This window comes from Streptomyces sp. NPDC052301 (assembly GCF_044593395.1).
GTDB lineage: Bacteria > Actinomycetota > Actinomycetes > Streptomycetales > Streptomycetaceae > Streptomyces.
In genome coordinates, this window is record NZ_JBIUBE010000011.1 from 209,692 (window position 1) to 230,449 (window position 20,758).

Annotated in this window: 18 protein-coding genes and 1 tRNA gene; 9 read left to right on the top strand and 10 right to left on the bottom strand. The window is 70.4% G+C overall.

Translation table 11 applies throughout. From position 1 onward, the window contains the following. Nucleotides 1-14: 14 nt before the first annotated feature. Nucleotides 15-398, bottom strand: coding sequence for a cyclophilin-like fold protein (locus tag ACIHEJ_RS28840; protein ID WP_400139842.1), 384 nt, complete (start codon nucleotides 396-398; stop codon nucleotides 15-17). 209 nt (nucleotides 399-607) lie between these two features. On the opposite strand from ACIHEJ_RS28840, the gene ACIHEJ_RS28845 reads away from it, so the two are divergent. The 3 genes from ACIHEJ_RS28845 to cydD are packed head-to-tail and all read left to right on the top strand — an operon-like array spanning nucleotide 608 to nucleotide 6,759. Beyond that, a complete protein-coding gene (locus ACIHEJ_RS28845) occupies nucleotides 608-2,116 on the top strand; it encodes a cytochrome ubiquinol oxidase subunit I (RefSeq protein ID WP_400139844.1) in 1,509 nt (502 codons plus the stop codon). A 15-nt stretch (nucleotides 2,117-2,131) separates the two neighbouring features. Continuing rightward, nucleotides 2,132-3,136, top strand: a complete 1,005-nt coding sequence (cydB, locus tag ACIHEJ_RS28850) for a cytochrome d ubiquinol oxidase subunit II (RefSeq protein ID WP_400139846.1) — start codon at nucleotides 2,132-2,134, stop codon at nucleotides 3,134-3,136. Between the two features lie 59 nt (nucleotides 3,137-3,195). Beyond that, nucleotides 3,196-6,759, top strand: coding sequence for a thiol reductant ABC exporter subunit CydD (gene cydD, locus ACIHEJ_RS28855; protein ID WP_400139848.1), 3,564 nt, complete (start codon nucleotides 3,196-3,198; stop codon nucleotides 6,757-6,759). Between the two features lie 103 nt (nucleotides 6,760-6,862). Here the strand turns inward: cydD and ACIHEJ_RS28860 are convergent, their stop codons facing one another. The 7 genes from ACIHEJ_RS28860 to ACIHEJ_RS28890 all read right to left on the bottom strand — a co-directional run bounded on the left by ACIHEJ_RS28860 (nucleotide 6,863) and on the right by ACIHEJ_RS28890 (nucleotide 13,559). After that, nucleotides 6,863-7,732 (bottom strand): Cof-type HAD-IIB family hydrolase, encoded by an 870-nt coding sequence (locus ACIHEJ_RS28860; RefSeq protein WP_400139850.1) that lies wholly within the window; start codon nucleotides 7,730-7,732, stop codon nucleotides 6,863-6,865. Between the two features lie 90 nt (nucleotides 7,733-7,822). After that, nucleotides 7,823-8,725, bottom strand: coding sequence for an LLM class flavin-dependent oxidoreductase (locus ACIHEJ_RS28865; RefSeq protein WP_400139852.1), 903 nt, complete (start codon nucleotides 8,723-8,725; stop codon nucleotides 7,823-7,825). Between the two features lie 42 nt (nucleotides 8,726-8,767). Next, a complete protein-coding gene (locus tag ACIHEJ_RS28870) occupies nucleotides 8,768-9,226 on the bottom strand; it encodes a hypothetical protein (RefSeq protein ID WP_400139854.1) in 459 nt (152 codons plus the stop codon). Nucleotides 9,227-9,283: 57 nt separating this feature from the next. Beyond that, entirely contained in the window at nucleotides 9,284-9,832 is a 549-nt protein-coding gene (locus ACIHEJ_RS28875) for an RNA 2'-phosphotransferase (RefSeq protein WP_400139856.1), read from the bottom strand. A gap of 121 nt (nucleotides 9,833-9,953) precedes the next feature. Further along, nucleotides 9,954-10,901 carry a MerR family transcriptional regulator gene (locus ACIHEJ_RS28880; RefSeq protein ID WP_400139858.1) on the bottom strand — a complete coding sequence of 316 codons (948 nt, stop codon included), beginning with the start codon at nucleotides 10,899-10,901 and terminating at the stop codon, nucleotides 9,954-9,956. A 28-nt stretch (nucleotides 10,902-10,929) separates the two neighbouring features. Further along, nucleotides 10,930-12,696, bottom strand: a complete 1,767-nt coding sequence (locus tag ACIHEJ_RS28885) for an SDR family oxidoreductase (RefSeq protein ID WP_400139966.1) — start codon at nucleotides 12,694-12,696, stop codon at nucleotides 10,930-10,932. A 20-nt stretch (nucleotides 12,697-12,716) separates the two neighbouring features. Next, nucleotides 12,717-13,559, bottom strand: coding sequence for a M24 family metallopeptidase (locus tag ACIHEJ_RS28890; protein WP_400139860.1), 843 nt, complete (start codon nucleotides 13,557-13,559; stop codon nucleotides 12,717-12,719). A 255-nt stretch (nucleotides 13,560-13,814) separates the two neighbouring features. Between ACIHEJ_RS28890 and ACIHEJ_RS28895 the strand changes: the two genes are divergently transcribed. The 6 genes from ACIHEJ_RS28895 to ACIHEJ_RS28920 all read left to right on the top strand — a co-directional run bounded on the left by ACIHEJ_RS28895 (nucleotide 13,815) and on the right by ACIHEJ_RS28920 (nucleotide 18,017). After that, nucleotides 13,815-14,780, top strand: a complete 966-nt coding sequence (locus ACIHEJ_RS28895; RefSeq protein WP_400139968.1) for an ABC transporter ATP-binding protein — start codon at nucleotides 13,815-13,817, stop codon at nucleotides 14,778-14,780. Then, nucleotides 14,770-15,678, top strand: a complete 909-nt coding sequence (locus ACIHEJ_RS28900; RefSeq protein ID WP_400139862.1) for an ABC transporter permease subunit — start codon at nucleotides 14,770-14,772, stop codon at nucleotides 15,676-15,678. Before ACIHEJ_RS28895 ends, ACIHEJ_RS28900 begins: the two co-directional genes overlap by 11 nt. Beyond that, on the top strand, nucleotides 15,675-16,586 hold the full coding sequence (locus tag ACIHEJ_RS28905; RefSeq protein WP_400139864.1) for an ABC transporter ATP-binding protein: 912 nt from the start codon (nucleotides 15,675-15,677) through the stop codon (nucleotides 16,584-16,586). The genes ACIHEJ_RS28900 and ACIHEJ_RS28905 overlap by 4 nt, the downstream gene beginning before the upstream one ends. A gap of 10 nt (nucleotides 16,587-16,596) precedes the next feature. Beyond that, the gene (locus ACIHEJ_RS28910; protein WP_400139866.1) at nucleotides 16,597-17,316 is read left to right on the top strand and encodes an ABC transporter permease subunit; all 720 of its coding nucleotides are present in this window, start codon (nucleotides 16,597-16,599) and stop codon (nucleotides 17,314-17,316) included. Between the two features lie 100 nt (nucleotides 17,317-17,416). After that, a complete protein-coding gene (locus ACIHEJ_RS28915; RefSeq protein WP_400139867.1) occupies nucleotides 17,417-17,668 on the top strand; it encodes a hypothetical protein in 252 nt (83 codons plus the stop codon). 241 nt (nucleotides 17,669-17,909) lie between these two features. Beyond that, nucleotides 17,910-18,017 (top strand) — tRNA-OTHER (locus ACIHEJ_RS28920). 104 nt (nucleotides 18,018-18,121) lie between these two features. On the opposite strand, the gene ACIHEJ_RS28925 is transcribed toward ACIHEJ_RS28920, so the two are convergent. Both ACIHEJ_RS28925 and serS read right to left on the bottom strand, forming a co-directional pair. Then, a complete protein-coding gene (locus ACIHEJ_RS28925) occupies nucleotides 18,122-18,922 on the bottom strand; it encodes an HAD family hydrolase (protein WP_400139869.1) in 801 nt (266 codons plus the stop codon). Beyond that, a complete protein-coding gene (serS, locus tag ACIHEJ_RS28930) occupies nucleotides 18,919-20,196 on the bottom strand; it encodes a serine--tRNA ligase (protein ID WP_400139871.1) in 1,278 nt (425 codons plus the stop codon). Before serS ends, ACIHEJ_RS28925 begins: the two co-directional genes overlap by 4 nt. Between the last annotated feature and the right edge of the window lie 562 nt (nucleotides 20,197-20,758).

Below are 20,758 nucleotides of genomic sequence, written 5' to 3' on the forward strand. Positions count from 1 at the left end.
CGCCCGCCGGGGGGTCAGTCCTGGGCGTTCACGCACTCCACGCGGACGGGGTCGCCGTCCCGCACGGTCGCCAGGGAGCGGGCGTCCCCGTCGAGACGTCCCAGGATGTTGCACGGACTCGCGAGGCGGCACTCGGCGCCTCGCGAGATCGGCGTGGGGCCGTAGGGGAGGGCGAGTGCGTCGCCGTCCGTCCAGAAGGCCACCGTGCCCGGCTCCACCACCTGCCGGGCGTCCGTTTCACGTGAAACAGAGACGCCTGTGTCGAAATACACCTCTTCGCCCCACGTGTGGGCGGTGGAGGCGAGCGGAAGCGCCTTGGCGAGGGCCTGGGCGGTCGGTGTGCCGTCGTCGAGGGTCGCGGTGATGTTGCCCGCGGGCCAGGAAATACGTATCTGCATGGCGCGCAATTCAACAAGATGTTGAAGTCACTGCCAAGCCCTTGACGCGAAGGCGAAGGGGGGACCCCCCTTCTATTGCCGAAAATCAGTGCGTCATAATGGCTTGTGAATGTGAACGCGTTCACAAGCGCGTCCCGATTGCTCCGTATGTGTGCCATGAAACGGGGCAAACCGCCGCTGTACCACGGCGTAGTAAGGAGAGTGACGACGTGGACTTGGCCCTGGCGCCGGAGACACTGGCGCGCTGGCAGTTCGGCATCACCACCGTCTACCACTTCCTGTTCGTCCCGCTGACGATCTCCCTGGCCGCTCTCACGGCCGGGCTGCAGACGGCCTGGGTACGCACGGAGAACGAGAAGTACCTCAGGGCGACGAAGTTCTGGGGCAAGCTCTTCCTGATCAACATCGCCATGGGCGTGGTCACCGGCATCGTGCAGGAGTTCCAGTTCGGCATGAACTGGTCGGACTACTCGCGCTTCGTCGGCGACATCTTCGGTGCCCCGCTCGCCTTCGAGGCGCTGATCGCTTTCTTCTTCGAATCGACCTTCATCGGTCTGTGGATCTTCGGCTGGGACAAGCTGCCCAAGAAGATCCACCTGGCCTGCATTTGGATGGTCTCGATTGGCACGATCCTGTCGGCGTACTTCATCCTCGCGGCCAACTCCTGGATGCAGCACCCCGTCGGCTACAAGATCGACAAGGCCAAGGGGCGCGCCGAGCTGACCGACTTCTGGGCCGTGCTGACCCAGAACACCGCGCTCAGCCAGGCGTTCCACACCCTGTCCGCGGCCTTCCTGACCGGCGGTGCCTTCATGGTGGGCATCGCCGCCTACCACCTGGCCCGCAAGAAGCACATCCGCGAGATGAAGACCTCGCTGCGGCTGGGACTGATCACCGTGGTCATCGCCGGCCTGCTCACCGCGGTCAGCGGCGACACCCTCGGCAAGGTGATGTTCAAGCAGCAGCCGATGAAGATGGCCGCGGCAGAGGCGCTGTGGGACGGCCAGAAGCCGGCTCCCTTCTCGATCTTCGCCTACGGCGACGTCGAGAAGGGCCACAACACCGTGGCCATCGAGATACCGGGCCTGCTGTCCTTCCTCGCCGACGACAACTTCACCTCCTACGTCCCGGGCATCAACGACGTCAACAAGGCCGAACAGCAGAAGTTCGGCCCCGGGGACTACCGGCCCAACATCCCCGTCGCCTTCTGGGGATTCCGCTGGATGATCGGCTTCGGCATGGCCTCCTTCGCCATCGGACTGGCCGGGCTCTGGCTGACCCGCAAGAAGTTCATGCTGCCGCAGCACCTGAGGGTCGGCGAGGACGAGGTGCCGCACCTGGTGCTGTTCAAGAACAAGGCGCTCGGCCCGAAGCTGACGCCCTGGTACTGGCGCATCGCCACCTGGACCATGGCCTTCCCGCTGATCGCCAACTCCTGGGGCTGGATCTTCACCGAGATGGGCCGCCAGCCGTGGGTCGTCTACGGCGTGCTGCAGACCCGCGACGCGGTCTCCCCCGGCGTCTCCCAGGGCGAGGTCCTCACCTCGATGACCGTCTTCACCGCGCTGTACGCGATCCTCGCCGTGGTCGAGGTCAAGCTGCTCGCGAAGTACGTCAAGGCCGGCCCGCCCGAGCTGACCGAGGCCGACCTCAACCCGCCCACGAAGATCGGCGGCGACACCCGTGACGCCGACAAGCCGATGGCCTTCTCGTACTAGGCCGAGGGAACAGTCATGGAACTTCACGACGTCTGGTTCGTCCTGATCGCCGTCCTGTGGACCGGCTACTTCTTCCTGGAGGGTTTCGACTTCGGGGTCGGCATCCTCACCAAGCTGCTGGCCCACGACCGGCCCGAACGTCGGGTGCTGATCAACACCATCGGCCCCGTCTGGGACGGCAACGAGGTGTGGCTGCTCACGGCCGGCGGCGCGACGTTCGCCGCCTTCCCGGAGTGGTACGCCACCCTCTTCTCCGGCTTCTACCTGCCCCTGCTGGTCATCCTGGTCTGCCTGATCGTCCGTGGCGTCGCCTTCGAGTACCGAGCCAAGCGCCCGGAAGAGAGCTGGCAGCGCAACTGGGAGACCGCGATCTTCTGGACCTCGCTGATCCCGGCGTTCCTGTGGGGCGTGGCCTTCGGGAACATCGCGTGGGGCGTGAAGATCGACCAGCACTTCGAGTACGTCGGCACCGTCTGGGACCTGCTCAACCCGTACGCCCTGCTCGGTGGCCTGGTGACCCTGACCCTGTTCACCTTCCACGGGGCGGTGTTCACCGCGCTCAAGACCGTGGGGGACATCCGGGTACGGGCACGGAAGCTCGCCCTGCGGGTCGGACTCGTCGCCGCGGTGCTGGCCCTGGCGTTCCTGCTGTGGACGCAGGCTCACAGTGGTGACGGCAAGAGCCTGGTGGCACTGGCCGTGGCGGTGATCGCTCTGGTGGCCGCGCTGGTGGCCAATCAGGCGGGGCGTGAGGGATGGTCGTTCGCGCTGTCCGGCGTCACCATCGTGGCCTCCGTAGCGATGCTCTTCCTGTCGCTCTTCCCGAACGTCATGCCGTCCACGCTCGACGGAAGCTGGAGCCTGACCGTCAGCAACGCCTCGTCGAGCCCGTACACCCTGAAGATCATGACCTGGCTGGCGGCGATCGCCACACCGATCGTCCTGCTGTACCAGGGCTGGACCTACTGGGTGTTCCGCAAGCGGATCGGCACGCAGCACATCGCCGAACCCGCACACTGAGTCCGCCGAGGGTGTGTTTCACGTGAAACACACCCTCTGGACCGAAGGGCATGTTTCACGTGAAACCCATCGATCCTCGCCTTCTGCGCTATGCCCGGGCCATCCGCTTCTTCCTTGCCGCGGTCATCGGCCTCGGGGTCGTCGGTGCCGGCCTGGTCATCGCCCAGGCGATGCTCATCGCCGAGACCGTCGTCGGCGCCTTCCAGCACGGGCAGTCGGTCGCTGAACTGCGTACTCCCCTGCTGCTGTTGGCGACGGTGGCCGTGGGCCGGTCGGTTGTCGCGTGGCTCACCGAACTCGCCGCCCACCGGGCCGGCGCGGCGGTCAAGTCCGAGCTGAGGGAGCGGCTTCTGGACCGGGCTGCGGCGCTCGGTCCCGGATGGCTGAGCGGACAGCGGACCGGCTCGCTGGTCACTCTGGCCACTCGCGGGGTCGATGCCCTCGACGACTACTTCGCGCGCTACCTCCCGCAGTTGGGGCTCGCGGTGGTCGTGCCGGTGGCGGTGCTGGCGCGGATCGTCACCGAGGACTGGGTGTCGGCGGCGATCATCGTCGGCACCCTGCCGCTCATTCCGCTCTTCATGATGTTGATCGGTTGGGCGACCCAGTCCCGGATGGACCGGCAGTGGCGGCTGCTGTCGCGGCTGTCCGGGCACTTCCTGGACGTGGTCGCCGGGCTCCCCACGCTGAAGGTGTTCGGCCGGGCCAAGGCACAGGCCGAGTCCATCCGCAGGATCACCGGTCAGTACCGCCAGGCCACCTTGCGCACTCTGCGGATCGCTTTCCTCTCCTCCTTCGCGCTGGAGCTGCTGGCCACGCTGTCGGTCGCGCTGGTCGCCGTGACGATCGGCATGCGACTGGTGCAGGGGGACATGGACCTGTACGTCGGCCTGATGATCCTGGTGCTGGCGCCGGAGGCCTATCTGCCCTTGCGTCAGGTGGGTGCGCAGTATCACGCGGCGGCCGAGGGGCTTGCCGCCGCCGAGGAGATCTTCACCGTGCTGGAGACGCCGGTCCCGCCGTCCGGCAGCGGCGCGGTGCCCGAGGGTGCGGTGGCCTTCGAAGGGGTCACCGTCCGCTATCCCGGCCGCGCCGCGGACGCCGTGAGCGAGGTGTCCTTCACCGTCGCCCCCGGTGAGACCGTCGCGCTGGTCGGACCCAGCGGCGTGGGCAAGTCGACGCTCTTGAACGTGCTGCTCGGGTTCGTCCAGCCCACCGAGGGCCGGGTCCGGATCGGAGGAGCCGCGCTGGCCGGCCTGGATCTGGCCAAGTGGCGGTCGCGGATCGCATGGGTGCCGCAGCGACCTCATCTGTTCGCCGGGAGCATCGCGGAGAACGTGCGGCTCGCCCGGCCCGACGCGGACGACACCGCCGTACGCCGGGCGCTGCAGGACGCGGGAGCGCTGGAGTTCGTGGACGCGCTGCCCGAGGGAGCCGGGACCGTGCTCGGGGAGGACGGGGCCGGGCTGTCGGCGGGGCAACGGCAGCGGTTGGCTCTTGCGCGGGCGTTTCTCGCCGACCGGCCCGTGCTGTTGCTGGATGAGCCGACGGCTGCCCTGGACGGGGTGACGGAGGGGGAGATCGTCGCGGCGGTGCGGAGGCTGGCCGTAGGGCGCACGGTGCTGCTCGTGGTGCACCGGCCGGCGTTGCTGTCGGTGGCCGATCGGGTGGTGCGGCTGGACGAGCCGGTGGCACAGCGCCGGGACACCGAGCCTTCCAGGTCGGACGCCCGGCCTCGCCCGTTCGCCACCGGACTCGGTGGGCCGGCGGACGGCCCGTCCGACACCCCACTCGGCGGGCCGGAAGAAGACCCGTCGGTTCTCCGGCCACGTGGGCTGGAGAATGATCCGGCGCATGCGGCTTCGAGCGGTCCTCGGCGTGTGCTCGCTCGGGTTCGGGGGCTTGCCGGGGCCCAGCGTGGTCGGCTCGTCCTTGCGCTGCTTCTCGGCAGTCTGGCGCTCGGTAGCGCCGTCGGGCTCATGGCGACGTCCGGGTGGCTCATCTCGCGGGCCTCGCAGCAGCCGCCGGTCCTGTATCTGATGGTGGCGGTGACGGCCACGCGGGCCTTCGGGATCGGCCGGGCCGTGTTCCGGTACGCCGAGCGTCTGGTGTCGCACGACGCCGTGCTGCGGATACTGGCCGACACCCGGGTCGCCGTCTACCGGCGGCTGGAGCGCCTCGCCCCCGCCGGGCTGCGCACCGCCCGCCGAGGTGATCTGCTCACCCGGCTGGTCGCCGACGTGGACGCGTTCCAGGACTACTGGCTGCGCTGGCTGCTGCCCGCCGGTGTCGCCGTCGCCGTCTCCGCCGTCTCCGTCGGCTTCACGACCTGGCTGCTCCCCGAGGCCGGAGCCGCGCTCGCGGCGGGCCTGCTCGCGGCCGGCGTCGGCGTCCCCCTCGTCACCGCGGCCGTGGCCCGGCGGACCGAGCGACGGCTGGCGCCTGCCCGCGGAGTGCTCGCGACCCGCGTCACCGACCTGCTCACCGGCACCGCCGAGTTGACCGTCGCCGGTGCGCTGCCCGCCCGTACGGACGCGGCCCGGCGGGCCGACGGCACCCTCACCCGGATCGCCTCACGTGCCGCCGCCGTCACCGCGCTCGGCGACGGGCTCACCGCGCTGATCTGCGGCCTCACCGTCACGGCCGGCGCGCTGCTCGGCGCCCGGGCGGTGGCCGCGGGCCGGCTCAGCGGGGTGGCCATGGCCGTGGTCGTCCTCACCCCGCTGGCCGTGTTCGAGGCCGTGCTGGGGCTGCCGCTCGCCGTGCGGTACCGGCAGCGGGTGCGGCGCAGCGCGGAGCGTGTGTACGAGGTGCTGGACGCGCCCGAGCCCGTACGCGAGCCCGAGCGGCCCCGGCAGGCGCCCGCATCGCCGTTCCCGGTGGTGATCAAGGGGCTGGCCGCGCGGCACGCGGGGCAGCGGCGGGAGGCGCTGGCCGCCTTCGACCTCACGCTGGAACAGGGCCGCAGGATCGCCGTGGTCGGGGCGTCCGGTTCCGGCAAGACGACTCTCGCCCAGGTGCTGCTGCGTTTCCTCGACCCCCGGGCGGGCGCGTACACGCTCGCCGGAGTGGACGCGTACGAGCTGGCCGGTGACGACGTGCGGCGGCTCGTCGGGCTGTGTGCGCAGGACGCGCACCTCTTCGACAGCTCGGTGCGTGAGAACCTGCTGCTGGCCAGGAAGGACGCCACCGAGGCGGACCTGCGCCGGGCGCTGGCCCGGACCCGGCTGCTGGACTGGGTGGACGGGCTGCCCGACGGCCTGGACACCCTCGTCGGCGAGCACGGGGCCCGGCTGTCCGGCGGCCAGCGGCAGCGGCTGGCGCTGGCCCGGGCGCTGCTGGCCGATTTCCCCGTCCTGGTGCTCGACGAGCCCGCCGAGCACCTGGACCTGCCGACGGCCGACGCGCTCACCGTCGATCTGCTGGACGCCACCAAGGGCCGTACGACCCTGCTGATCACGCACCGGCTCGCCGGCCTGGACGCGGTGGACGAAGTGATCGTCCTCGACGCGGGCCGGGTGGTGCAGCGGGGGACGTACGCGGAGCTCGCCGCGGTGGACGGGCCGCTGCGGGCGATGGCCCAGCGGGAGGCGGAGGCGGAGACGCTGGTGGGAGCGCGGTGAGGGAGCCACTGCTCACTCACCCCGGGGGTGAGTGAGCAGTCAGTGAAGTGTCCGGTCGAGTTTTCCGGACAGCAGCCAGGGCGCCGGGCGCGGCAGCGGGGGTCTAGTCGCGTTCCGCGAGGAGTTGCTCGATGACGACCGCCACCCCGTCCTCGTTGTTGGCGACCGTACGGCCCGACGCGGCGGCGATGACGTCCGGGTGGGCGTTGCCCATCGCGTACGACTGGCCGGCCCAGGTCAGCATCTCGACGTCGTTGGGCATGTCCCCGAACGCGACGACCTCCTCGTGCGAGATGCCGCGCTCGGCACAGCACAGGGCGAGCGTGCTGGCCTTGGAGACCTCGGGACCGCTGAGTTCCAGCAGGGCGCTGGGGCTGGACCGGGTGACGTTGGCACGGTCCCGGACGGCGATGCGGGCGAGCGTGAGGAAGGCGTCGGGGTCGAGGTCCGGGTGGTAGGCGAGGATCTTCAGCACGGGCTGGTCGGCGTCCGGGCCGTCGGGTGCGAGCAGCTTCTCGGCGGGCAGGAGATGGTCGGGTATCTCCATGTGCAGCTTGGGATAGTGCGGCTCCTGGTGGAAGCCGTACGTCTGCTCGACCGCGAACACCGTGCCGGGTGCCGCCTCGCGCAACAGCCGTACGGCGTCCAGGGCGTTCTCCCGGGCCAGCTCGCGCACCTTGACGAACCGGTGGGCGCCGGGGCCGCCGTGCAGGTCGACCACCGCCGCGCCGTTGCCGCAGATCGCCAGACCGTGACCGTGGACATGGTCGCTGACGACGTCCATCCAGCGGGCCGGGCGGCCGGTGACGAAGAAGACCTCGATGCCGGCCTCCTCCGCGGCGGCCAGGGCGGCGACCGTGCGCGGGGAGACCGACTTGTCGTCGCGCAGCAGGGTGCCGTCGAGGTCGGTGGCGATCAACCGCGGCCGTACGGCGGCGGACGGGGTCCCGGGCTGTCTGGTCGCTGAGGTCACCGGGCCATTCTCGCGCATATGCCCGCACGGTCGGGCGGAACTGCGCACAGATGAGACACAGATGACGCCCGGCCCCCGGGGCGGCGTCCGTCAATCCAGCTGGGCGAGGGCCTCCAGGGCGATCTGCTCGAAGACCTTCTCGTCCGCTGCGAAGTCGGAGTCCGGGATGGGCCAGTGGATCACGATCTCGGTGAAGCCCAGTTCCCGGTGGCGGCCGGCGAAGTCCACGAAGGCGTCGAGGGACTCGAGCGGCCGGCCCCGGTCCGGGGTGAAGCCCGTGAGCAGGACCTTGTCCAGCTCCGCCACGTCGCGCCCGGCGGCCGCGCACGCCTCGGTCAGCTTGCCGACCTGTCCGCGCAGCGCCTCGACGGACTGCTCGGGGGTGCCGGTCTCGTACAGCTTCGGGTCGCCGGTGGTGACCCACGCCTGGCCGTGCCGCGCGGCGAGCTTCAGGCCGCGCGGGCCGGTGGCCGCCACCGCGAACGGCAGCCGGGGCCGCTGCACGCACCCCGGTATGTTCCGCGCCTCGTGCGCCGAGTAGAACTCGCCCTCGTGCGTCACGGCGTCTTCGGTGAGCAGCCGGTCGAGCAGGGGCACGAACTCGGCGAACCGGTCCGCGCGCTCGCGCGGGCTCCACGGCTCCTGGCCGAGCGCGGTCGCGTCGAAGCCGGTGCCGCCGGCGCCGATGCCCAGGGTGACCCGGCCGTCGGAGATGTCGTCGAGGGAGATCAGCTCTTTGGCGAGGGTCACCGGGTGCCGGAAGTTCGGCGAGGTGACCAGCGTGCCCAGGCGCAGCCGGTCGGTGACGCCCGCGGCGGCGGTCAGGGTCGGGATCGCGCCGAACCAGGGACCGTCACGGAAACTGCGCCAGGACAGGTGGTCGTAGGTGTACCCGGTGTGGAAGCCGAGCTCTTCGGCCCGAGTCCAGGCCGAACGGCCGCCCTCGCTCCAGCGGCGGTAGGGCAGGATCACGGTGCTCAGACGCAGACTCATGCGTTCGAGGGTAAGCGGCCGCACCGACAGCGGGTGAAGGGGTCACCGTACGCGGCTGCTCAGCCACGGAGTGAGCAGGGCCAGGGGGACGTACTCCTTGTGCGTGCGGTCGCCGGGGAGCGGGACGACCAGACGGTAGCCGGGCGGGAAGCGGCGTGCCTTGACGTGGGCCAGCCCTTCGAAGACGGAGCGGAGGAAGGCGGGCACGTCGTCGCGCGGGATGTCGGGGCACTCGATGCCCTCGACGGTGATCAGCGCGTCGTCCTCCGGGTAGAGCCGCACGCTCACCCGGGGCAGGCCGCCGAACTCGGCGTACGCCTCGTGCGGCAGGGAGCCGTCCGGGTCCGTGACCATGCCGATGCCCGAGGCGCTGCGGCGTGAGGTCCGGTCGGCGCCGATGTCGTCGGTCACCTCGATCTCGCGCGCGTAGTGGGCGGCCAGGCTGCGCAGGGCGGTGACGGCGGCCTCGGTGGTGGGCAGATGGTCGGGCAAGTGGTCCATACCACTGATCATGAACCCCGGGTGGGGCCCGTGTCACGGGGGGCGGGAGAGCGCCTCTCAGTGGGCCCCGGGGAAGCGCAGGTAGCGCGGTGGTACGGCCTGTGTCAGCCAGACTCCGTTGGCGCTGACGTGGAAGACGTGGCCGTCACGGTGCATGGCGCCGGCGTCGACGGTGAGCACCACGGGCCGGCCCCGGCGGGCGCCGACCCGGGTGGCGGTCTCGCGGTCGGCGGAGAGGTGCACGGCGTGCCGGCTCATGGGCTTGAGGCCCTCCGCCCGGATCGCGCCCAGGGTGCGCGCGACGGTCCCGTGGTAGAGGTACGGCGGCGGGGGCGTCGGGGGCAGTCCCAGGTCGACGTCGATGCTGTGGCCCTGGTTGGCGCGGATCCTGGTGCCTTCGATCATGAAGCGCTGTTTGTCGTTGGCGGCCACGACGTGGTCGAGTTCCTCACGCGTGAAACGGAATCCGTGCGCGGCGGCCGCGGTGATCAGTGCGTCGATCTCCACCCAGCCGCCCGGGTCCGGCGCGAGCCCGATGCGCTCGGGCTGGTGGCGCAGGTGTTTGGAGAGGTACTTCGACACTCTCGCGGTGCGTCTCTCGTCCATGCGTCCAGCGTGCGGGAGGGGCGTGGATCACGCAGCTTGTTTTTGTCCGTAGGTTTGATCCACAGGCAAGTCGGGGTATCCACAGGCGAATTGGCGAGGGTGTGGACAACTGCTTTCCCTTTCAAGGTGATTCGCGAACCTCTGTGGTTTCAGGGTCGGATGAGACAAGTGCATCCAACGCGCGTGACCGGCACTCCCGTTCGGCGGCCAGCCGAACGAACTCGGACACGTGCTCCCGGCCAACCAGCCCTTCCACGGCGCTGATCGTCTCCGCGGGAAGCGGAACGGATCGGGTGTCGGGGTGATGCTCGGGCGGCTTCTGCGCGCCCAGGTGACTGCGCAGGTGATGAGTGGCCAACACCCGCATGGCCCGGGCGAGTTCCGCGTCCACCGTCCGCTGTGCGAGGGGTCGCAGCCGGCGTACGAGGGAGGCCGCTTCGGCGGCGTGTGCGTCCGTGCGGCGGTCGGGGTCCTCGAGATAGCGGGCGAAGACGTGCTCGGTGGTGAACTCCAGGAACCGGGCGGCGATGTGCTCCACCTGACCCCTCAACTCCCTGAGGTGGGCGGAGATTGCGGGCAGGGGCACCCCGGCCGAGTGCAACTCCACTGCCACGGACAGCTCTTGGGGGCTCGGGACCAGGAATGTGCCGGGGTCGCCGTCGATCGGTTCCAGTACGCCGAGTTCGACGGCCTCGGCCACGGCGTCGTCGTCCGGGGCGCCGCCGAAGCGGGCGTCGAGCTCGGCGCGGGTGATGCGGTCGGGCTGCTCGTCCGTCCAGGGGCCCTCCACCTCCGTGACCAGGCCGAGGACTCCGCCCAGGCCGCGGCCGGTGTCCCAGGCGTCCAGCAGTTCCTTGATGGACGCCAGGGTGTAGCCGCGGTCGAGGAGGTGGGCGATCTGGTGGAGACGGGTGACGTGCACCTCGGAGTAGAGGTTGGCACGGCCCTGGCGGCTGGGGCGGGGGAGCAGGCCGCGGTCCTGGTAGGCGCGGATGGTCCTCACGGTGGTGCCGGTCCGGTGGGCCAAGTCCTCGATGCGGTACGCCTTGTGGGCCGGAAGATCGGTCATGGCCCGGCTGCCCGGCCGGTCTCGCCGCTCACAGCTTCGGCTCCACCCGCGCGATCCGTCGCAACGCCCCCGGTACGAACCGGGACATCAGGTGGGCACCCCGCGCCTCCGGTGTCACCGGTACCACCGCCTTGTTGCGGGTCACCGCGTCCAGGATGGCCTCGGCCACCTTCTCCGGCGGGTAGTTGCGCATCCCGTACAGCCGGGCCGTGCTCTTCCGGCGGCGGCGTTCCTCCGCCTCGTCGACGCCGGCGAAGCGGGCCGTGGAGGTGATGTTGGTGTTGACGATGCCGGGGCAGATCGCGCTCACCCCGATGTCCTGGCCCGCGAGTTCGGCGCGCAGGCATTCGGAGAGCATCAGCACGGCCGCCTTGGAGGTGCTGTAGGCGGGCAGAGCACGGGACGGCTGGAAGGCGGCCGCCGAGGCGATGTTGACGATGTGGCCGCCCTGGCCGCGCTCGGCCATGCGGGCACCGAAGAGGCGGCAGCCGTGGATGACGCCCCAGAGGTTCACGTCCAGGACCTTGCGCCAGTCGTCGGTCGTGGTGGCGAAGAAGGAGCCGGACAGGCCGATGCCGGCGTTGTTGACCAGCACGTCCAGCACGCCGTACTCGCGGTGCACGCGTTCGGCGAGCTTCTCCATGGCCTGCTCGTCGGAGACGTCCGCCGTCTCGGCCCAGGCCTCGGGTGCGCCGATCAGACGGGACAGCTCGGCGGTGCGGGCGGCGGCCTCGGTGTCGCGGTCGACGGCCACCACGCGCGCGCCTGCTTCCGCGAACGCGAACGCGGTGGCTCGGCCGATGCCGCTGCCGGCACCGGTGACCAGCACCAACTGCCCGCCGAAACGGTCGGCGTGACGGCCGGTGGCCTTCGCTTCGGGACGGCCGCCTTCCACGGACATGACGAATTCCTCGATCCAGGCGGTCAGTTGGTCGGGCCGCGAGCGGGGGATCCAGTGCTTGGCCGGCAGGGTGCGCCGGGTCAGCTGCGGCGCCCACTGCTCCAGGTCGTCGTACAGGCGCTCCGAGAGGAACGCGTCGCCCTGGGGCGTGATCAGCTGCACGGGCGCGTGTGCGTACGCGTCCGGGCGGGGCCTGCGCAGCCGGGCGCGGACGTTGTCCCGGTACAGCCAGGCGCCGTGGGCCGCGTCGGAGGGGAGTGAGGACGTCGGGTAGTCGCCGCCCGGGACCTTCTCCATCCGCTGGAGGATCTTCGGCCAGCGCTGGCCGAGCGGGCCGCGCCAGGCCAGCTCGGGCAGGACGGGCGTGTGCAGCAGGTAGACGTACCAGGACTTGGCGCCCTGGCCGAGGAGCTGGCCCACCCTGCGGGGCGTCGGACGTTTCACGCGCGCGTCGATCCAGTGCCCGAAGTGGTCCAGGGACGGCCCGGACATCGACGTGAAGGAGGCGATACGGCCCTCCGTGCGGCCGACGGTCACGAACTCCCAGGACTGCACCGAGCCCCAGTCGTGCCCGACGAGGTGCACCGGCCGGTCCGGGCTGACCGCGTCCACGACGGCGAGGAAGTCGTCGGTGAGCTTGGCGAGGGTGAAGCCGCCGCGCAGCGGCTTGGGCGCCGTGGACCGACCGTGGCCCCGCACGTCGTACAAGACCACGTGGAAGCGGCCGGCGAGACGGACCGCGACCTCCGACCAGACCTCCTTGCTGTCCGGGTAGCCGTGCACCAGCACCACCGTGGGCTGCTCCGGGTCGCCCAGCTCGGCCACGCACAGCTCGACCCCGCCGGTCGCCACCCGGCGCTCCCGCGCCCCCTTCAGTGTCACGTCCGCCGTCATCTCTCCCGCCCCGTCCGCCGTCACTTCTCCTCCGCCCAGCGCCGCACGTGCGGCAGATCGTCGTCCAGCCAGAACGCACTCTCCTCGGGGTCCTTCGAGTCGGTGACCACGAGGATCTCCTCGAACTTCGCGCCCGTCCCCCGGAAGCCGAGGTGGGGTTCGACCGCCCACAGGCCCGGCTGCGGCGGGTGGTCCGAGAAGCGGTACGGCGACCAGAGCGGCGACCAGCCCTCGCGGTGGCCGTGCAACGCGTCGGCGGCCAGCCCCTTGAGGGACTGCGTGCCGAACCCGAACAGGTGAGGGGAGAAACGGCGCTGCCGCACACGGTCCACCTTGTGGGCGATGACACCGAACGGGTACGCCCGATGCCGGTTGGCGTAGCCCTGGCGGACCATGAGCCGGTCCACGTCCTCGTAGATCTCCCGCAGCGGGCGTCGCTCGCGCACCTCGCGCAGGATCAGCTCCCGGTGTGCCTGCAGGTCGGCCATCAGCCGGTCCTGCACCGGATTCACACCGAGCGAGCCCGAGTAACCGATGTCCGCCGTGCATCCTTCGTACACCGGTGCCATGTCCAGGATGAACGGCATCCCGGGCTCCAGCGCGCGGTCCGTCGGGAAGAACTGCAGCGGGATGCGGAAGTTCACGAACGCCGTGCGGTCCCCGAACCAGGCGAAGGGCAGGTGGAACCAGTCCCGCACCCCGCGCTCGCGCAGCCACTCGCGCTGCATCCGCGCCGCCTCGCGCTCGGTCACGCCCGGCTGCAGCCGCGCCGCGACCGCCTCCGCGCAGTCGTAGGCGAGGCGCTGCACCCGCCTGAACCCCCGCAGCTCCACGGAGAGTTCACTGCTCACTGCCGTCGTCATGCCGCCCCGTCCCGTCGTGCCGTCGACGCGGCCGCTCGCCCCGTCGACCGCGGTACGCGTCCGTAACTTGACACTGGTGAATGTGACAGTTGTTAGAGGCGGCGTCAATAGGGAGGTTCGCGGCCTGTGGACGACTCGCGGTGCCCCCTGGGTGGGGCATCCCTTAGGGCCCCGTAATACCTGGGTCTGACGCGAAGACGGCTCTGAGGTCTGACGACCGTCGTGGCCCGGATCACTACCGTCGACGACGTGACTGTGATCGCGACCGAAAGCCTGAGCAAGCGGTTCCCCCGGGTGACCGCGCTCGACCGGCTGTCCGTGGACATCGGGCCCGGTGTGACCGGACTCGTCGGAGCCAACGGCGCCGGCAAGTCCACCCTGATCAAGATCCTGCTGGGTCTGTCCCCCGCCTCGGAGGGCCGCGCGAAGGTGCTCGGCCTCGACGTCGCCACCGACGGCGCCGCCATCCGCGAGCGCGTGGGGTACATGCCGGAGCACGACTGCCTGCCGCCGGACGTCTCGGCCACCGAGTTCGTCGTCCACATGGCGCGCATCTCCGGCCTGCCGCCCACCGCCGCCCGCGAGCGCACCGCGGACACCCTGCGCCACGTCGGCCTCTACGAGGAGCGCTACCGCCCCATCGGCGGTTACTCCACCGGCATGAAGCAGCGGGTCAAGCTCGCCCAGGCGCTGGTGCACGACCCGCAGCTGGTGTTCCTGGACGAGCCGACCAACGGCCTGGACCCGGTCGGCCGCGACGAGATGCTCGGCCTGATCCGACGCATCCACACCGAGTTCGGCATCTCGGTCCTGGTCACCTCCCACCTCCTCGGTGAACTGGAGCGCACCTGCGACCACGTCGTCGTCATCGACGGCGGCAAGCTCCTGCGCTCCAGCTCCACCACCGACTTCACCCAGACCACGACCACCCTCGCGATCGAGGTCACCGACAGCGACACACACCCCGACGGCACCCGCGCGCTCCGCGAGGCGCTCCACGCGCGCGGGGTCGACACCCACGCGGAGGGCGCGGGCCTGCCCGGCGCCGGACACATCCTGCTGCTGACCGCCACGGGCGACGAGACGTACGACCTCGTGCGCGACGTGGTCGCCGACCTGGGCCTCGGCCTGGTGCGCATGGAACAGCGCCGGCACCACATCTCCGAGGTGTTCACCAGCAGCGACGAGCAGCGGAAGGAGGCCGTCGGACATGGCGGTTGAGCATCCCCCGGCCACGGCCACCGGCGACCGGTCCCGCATCCACGACATCGGCTACCGCGGCTACGACGGCCCACGCCTCGGCCGCGCCTACGCCCGCCGCTCCCTGTACTCGCAGTCCCTGCGCGGCGCCTACGGCCTCGGCCGCTCGGTGAAGACCAAGGTGCTGCCCATGCTGCTGTTCGCGGTGATGTGCGTGCCCGCCGCCCTCATGGTGGCCGTCGCGGTCGCCACCAAGGCGCACGAACTGCCCTGGTCCTACACCCGCTACGGGATCATGATGCAGGCCGTGATCAGCCTGTACGTCGCCGCGCAGGCACCCCAGGCCGTCTCCCGCGACCTGCGCTTCAAGACCGTGCCGCTGTACTTCTCACGGCCCATCGAGACCGCGGACTACGTGCGCGCCAAGTTCACCGCGCTCGCCTCGGCGATCTTCATCCTGACCGCCGCTCCCCTGCTCGTGATGTACGTGGGCGCGCTGCTGTCCAAGATGGGCTTCGCCCACCAGACGAAGGAATTCGCCGAGGGACTGGTCTCCGTGGCCCTGCTCTCCCTGCTCTTCGCCGGTATCGGCCTCGTCATCGCCGCCGTCACCCCGCGCCGGGGCTTCGGCATCGCCGCCGTGATCGCAGTGATGATCATCTCCTACGGGGCGGTCAGCACGCTCCAGGCCATCGCGAACGTGCAGAACCACACCGCCGCCATCCCGTGGATCGGGCTGTTCTCGCCGATCACGCTCATCGACGGGGTCCAGTCGGCCTTCCTCGGCGCCACCGCCCGCAACCCCGGAGCCGTCGACCCGTCGGCCGGACAGGGCGTCGTGTACGTCCTGGTCGTGCTCGGACTCCTCGCCGGCTGCTACGGCCTGCTGACGCGCCGCTACAAGAAGGTGGGACTGTGACCACACTGAGCCTCGACCACGTCTCCCGCTGGTTCGGCAACGTGGTCGCCGTCAACGACATCACCATGACCATCGGCCCCGGCGTCACCGGTCTGCTCGGGCCCAACGGCGCCGGGAAGTCCACCCTCATCAACATGATGGGCGGCTTCCTCGCCCCCTCCACCGGCACGGTCACCCTCGACGGACAGCCGGTGTGGCGCAACGAGCAGATCTACCGGCACATCGGCATCGTCCCCGAGCGGGAGGCGATGTACGACTTCCTCACCGGCCGCGAGTTCGTCGTCGCCAACGCCGAACTGCACGGACTCGGCGACAAGGCGGCCCAGCGCGCCCTCGCCACCGTCGAGATGGAGTACGCGCAGGACCGGAAGATCTCCACCTACTCCAAGGGCATGCGCCAGCGCGTGAAGATGGCGAGCGCCCTCGTCCACGACCCGTCGCTGCTCCTGCTCGACGAGCCGTTCAACGGCATGGACCCGCGCCAGCGCATGCACCTCATGGAGCTGCTGCGGAAGATGGGCGACGAGGGCCGCACGGTGCTGTTCTCCTCGCACATCCTCGAAGAGGTCGAGCAGCTCGCCCGGCACATCGAGGTGGTCGTCGCCGGCCGGCACGCGGCCAGTGGCGACTTCCGCAAGATCCGCCGGCTGATGACCGACCGCCCGCACCGCTACCTGGTCCGCTCCAGCGACGACCGCGCCCTCGCGGCGGCGCTGATCGCCGACCCGTCCACGTCCGGCATCGAGGTCGACCACACCGAGGGCGCGCTGCGCATCCAGGCCGTCGACTTCGGCCGGTTCACCGCCCTGCTGCCGAAGGTCGCCAGGGACCACGGCATCCGGCTCCTCACGGTCTCGCCGTCCGACGAGTCCCTGGAGTCCGTCTTCTCGTACCTGGTCGCGGCGTAGGAGGCCGAAGATGTACGACCCCACCGTCGCCCGGCTCACCTACCGGGCCCTGCTCGGCCGCCGCCGCGCTCTCATCCTCGGCGCGCTGCCGCTGCTGCTGATCGTGATCTCCGTCGCCGTGCGCGCCTTGACCGGAGCCGACGACCAGACCGCTTCCGACGTCCTCGGCGGCTTCGCCCTCGCCACGATGGTGCCGATCATCGGCGTCATCGCGGGCACGGGCGCGATCGGCCCGGAGATCGACGACGGCTCCGTCGTCTACCTGCTGTCCAAGCCTCTGAAGCGGCCCGCGATCATCTTCACCAAGCTGATCGTCGCCATCGCCGTGACCATGGTCTTCTCGGCGGTGCCCACCCTGATCGCCGGACTGATCCTGAACGGCAACGGCCAGCAGGTCGCCGTCGCCTACACGGTCGCCGCGCTGATCTCCTCCATCGCCTACTCGGCGCTCTTCCTGCTGCTCGGCACGGTCTCCCGGCACGCGGTGGTCTTCGGGCTCGTCTACGCGCTGGTCTGGGAGGCGCTGTTCGGCTCCCTGGTGCCCGGCGCGCGCACGCTCAGCGTCCAGCAGTGGTCGCTGGCCGTCGCCCACAAGCTGGCCGGCGGGGACCTGATCACCTCCGACGTGAGCCTGCCGACGGCCACGGTGCTGCTGGTCGCGGTCACCGTGCTGGCCACCTGGTACGCGGGCCAGAAGCTGCGGTCGTTGACGCTGGCGGGCGAGGAGTAGGCGCCCTGCGGGTCCCCGTCCGGCCCCGGCGGCCTTGACGGGGACTTCACCTCGGTCCGGGCAGGATGGGCAAACCGGATGTACGGCTAGGAGGCCGGTGATGGCAGAGGAGATACGGCAGAACGGCGGGCCCGGGCGGCGTGACGCGGACGCCGCCGAGGTCTGGGACGACGTCGTGCTGGACGAGGACTTCGTACGGGCCGCCGGCACCTCCGAGCCGTCCGCCCGGGCCCGGATGCTCGCCGCCCGCTGGCGGGCCGAGGCGCCCGACCCGCAGCCGTGGCGCTCCGACGAGCCGCCGGCCGGCTGGTTCTTCAGCAAGGCGCGGCGCCGCAGGTGGCGCCGCCGGTAATTCGGTGGCGTCCAACTCGGCCGTGGGGGACAGTGGTTGTGCCCCTTCCGCCGGGAAAGTCCCGGCGCCGCCTGCTGGGAGAGGAGATGGGCGATGTCCATGCACGGCAGTACGCCCAGCTCCCGTCAGGGCAGTCCGAGGCCGGCTCCGGAGTAGTCGCCACCTCTCCGTGGAGCCACGGGAACTGCCCGGGGCGGCCGCTTCGAGCACGCGATGTCGCTCTCGCGTGGGCCGCCCACCCGGAGGATTGGCCGAGTGGTAAGGCACTGGCTTGCACTGTGTTTGATCAAAAGCAGCCAAGGTCGGGCCTGGAAAGCCCGCGCACGTTCGATCCGTGCATCCTCCGCCAGACGTTGTCACTGTGACTTGGCCGCGATGTGTCGGCAGGGCGTGGAGTCGGCGGAGTTCCGGCGCACCCGCACCCGACGACGGGCGGCCCCTACGGCGCGACCCCTACGCCAGCAACCTTTCCAGCACCACCGCGATGCCGTCCTCCTCATGAGAGGACGTCACCTCGTCGGCCACCGAGCGGAGCTCCTCGTGGGCGTTGGCCATGGCCACTCCCCGAGCGGCCCAGGCGAACATCGGGATGTCGTTCGGCATGTCGCCGAAGGCGATCGTGTCCGCGGCCTTCAGGCCCAGGCGGCGGGCGGCCAGGGACAGCCCCGTGGCCTTCGAGAGGCCCAGCGGGAGCAGCTCCACGATGCCCTCGCCCGCCATGGCCACCGTCACGAAGCCACCGGCGGCCTGCCGGGCCGCCTCCGCCAGCTCGTCGTCGCTCAGCGTCGGATGCTGCACGTAGATCTTGTTGAGGGGGGCCTTCCAGAGGTCGGAGGCGTCCTCGAACGGCGTCGCCGGCAGCGTTCCGGTGACCGCGTAACCCGGGCCCACCAGCACCTCGCCGTCCAGACCGTCGCGGCTCGCCGCCAGGTACAGCGGGCCCACCTCGGCCTCGATCTTCGCCAGGGCCACGCCCGCCAACTGCCGGTCCAGGGTCACGGACGTCAGCAGGCGGTGCGCTCCGGCGTCGTAGACCTGCGCGCCCTGACCGCAGACGGCGAGGCCTTCGTAGCCGAGGTCGTCCAGGATGTGCCGGGTCCAGGGGACCGCGCGGCCGGTGACGACGATGTGGGCCGCGCCCGCCGCGGTGGCCGCGGCGAGCGCGTCACGGGTGCGCTGCGAGACCGACTCGTCGGAACGCAGGAGCGTGCCGTCGAGATCGGTGGCGATCAGCCGGTACGGGAACCCGGTCACTTGGCGACCGGCTCCAGGACCTCGCGGCCGCCCAGGTAGGGGCGCAGCACCTCGGGGACCCGGACGGAGCCGTCGGCCTGCTGGTGGTTCTCCAGGATCGCCACGATCGTGCGCGGTACGGCGCACAGCGTGCCGTTGAGGGTGGCGAGCGGCTTGACCTGCTTGCCGTCGCGGACCCGGATGGACAGCCGGCGGGACTGGAACTCGGTGCAGTCCGAGGTCGAGGTCAGCTCGCGGTACTTGCCCTGCGTCGGGATCCACGCCTCGCAGTCGAACTTGCGGGCGGCCGAGGAGCCGAGGTCACCGGTGGCGACGTCGATGACGCGGAACGGCAGCTCCAGCGAGGTCAGCCACTGCTTCTCCCACTCCAGCAGGCGCTGGTGCTCCGCCTGGGAGTCCTCGGGGGCGACGTACGAGAACATCTCGACCTTGTCGAACTGGTGCACACGGAAGATGCCCCGCGTGTCCTTGCCGTGCGAGCCGGCCTCGCGGCGGAAGCACGGGGAGAAGCCCGCGTACCGCAGCGGCAGCTTGTCGGCGTCGATGATCTCGTCCATGTGGTAGGCCGCGAGCGGGACCTCGGAGGTGCCGACCAGGTACAGGTCGTCCTTGTCGAGGTGGTAGACGTCCTGGGCCGCCTGACCGAGGAAGCCGGTGCCCGCCATGGACTGCGGGCGGACCAGCGCCGGGGTGAGCATCGGGGTGAAGCCGGCCGCGGTGGCCTGGGCGATCGCCGCGTTCACCAGGGCCAGCTCCAGCAGGGCGCCGACGCCGGTGAGGAAGTAGAAGCGGGAGCCGGAGACCTTCGCGCCGCGCTCGACGTCGATCGCGCCGAGCAGCTGGCCGAGCTCCAGGTGGTCCTTGGGCTCGAAGCCCTCGGCACCGAAGTCACGGATCGTGCCGTGCGTCTCGAGGGTGGCGAAGTCCTCCTCGCCGCCGACGGGCACGTCGGGGTGGACGAGGTTGCCGAGCCGGAGGAGCAGCTGCTGGGTCTCGGCGTCGGCCGCGTCGCGCTCGGCGTCGGCGGCCTTGACGTCGGCCTTCAGCTGCTCGGCACGCTTGAGCAGCTCTGCCTTCTCGTCGGCGGTGGCCTTGGGGATCAGCTTGCCGAGCTGCTTCTGCTCGGCGCGCAGCTCGTCGAAGCGGACGCCGGAGGACCTGCGCCGCTCGTCGGCAGACAGGAGGGAGTCGACGAGCGCGACGTCCTCTCCACGGGCGCGCTGGGACGCGCGCACACGGTCGGGGTCCTCACGAAGCAGGCGAAGGTCAATCACGTGGCCAAGGCTACCGGTGCGGGGTTGTCGCTCACGAATCACTATTCCGAGGAGCCGTGATGCGTCGCTTACGTTCCGTTATGCGTGAATTGCGCAACGTGTCAAGGAAAAGTGTCTCACTCCCTGGGACGGAGCACCCGTGGGGCGCCCGGTTGACCGGATTCCCTTGTGGGGAGCGGGACTTACTGGTCTCGCTGTCCACAGGAATCCACACCCTCACGAGAGTTATCCACAGGCTGTGTGGAAGGACTGTGGATTTCGGAATTGATCACTCCGGAAGTCTTCGCCGGACTGAGGAATTCCCGGGTCAAAGGTGGTCGACACCCGCCTTCGGGTGGAAAAAGGTCGCCCTAAAAGATGAACCAAAGGAAACGAGTGGACGAAGGGTGACCTGCCGGACGGTGGCCCCATCGGGGACTTGTAGGGCGATTTGTCGACCGACTCGCACACCCTTGTCGACTTGTCCCCAGGTCGAGAAGCGGACCTGTGGATAACTTCTGTGGATAACGAAGATATGCAGGTAGTACCGACCGGCAGCAGCCTACGACTCCGCCGAAACCGT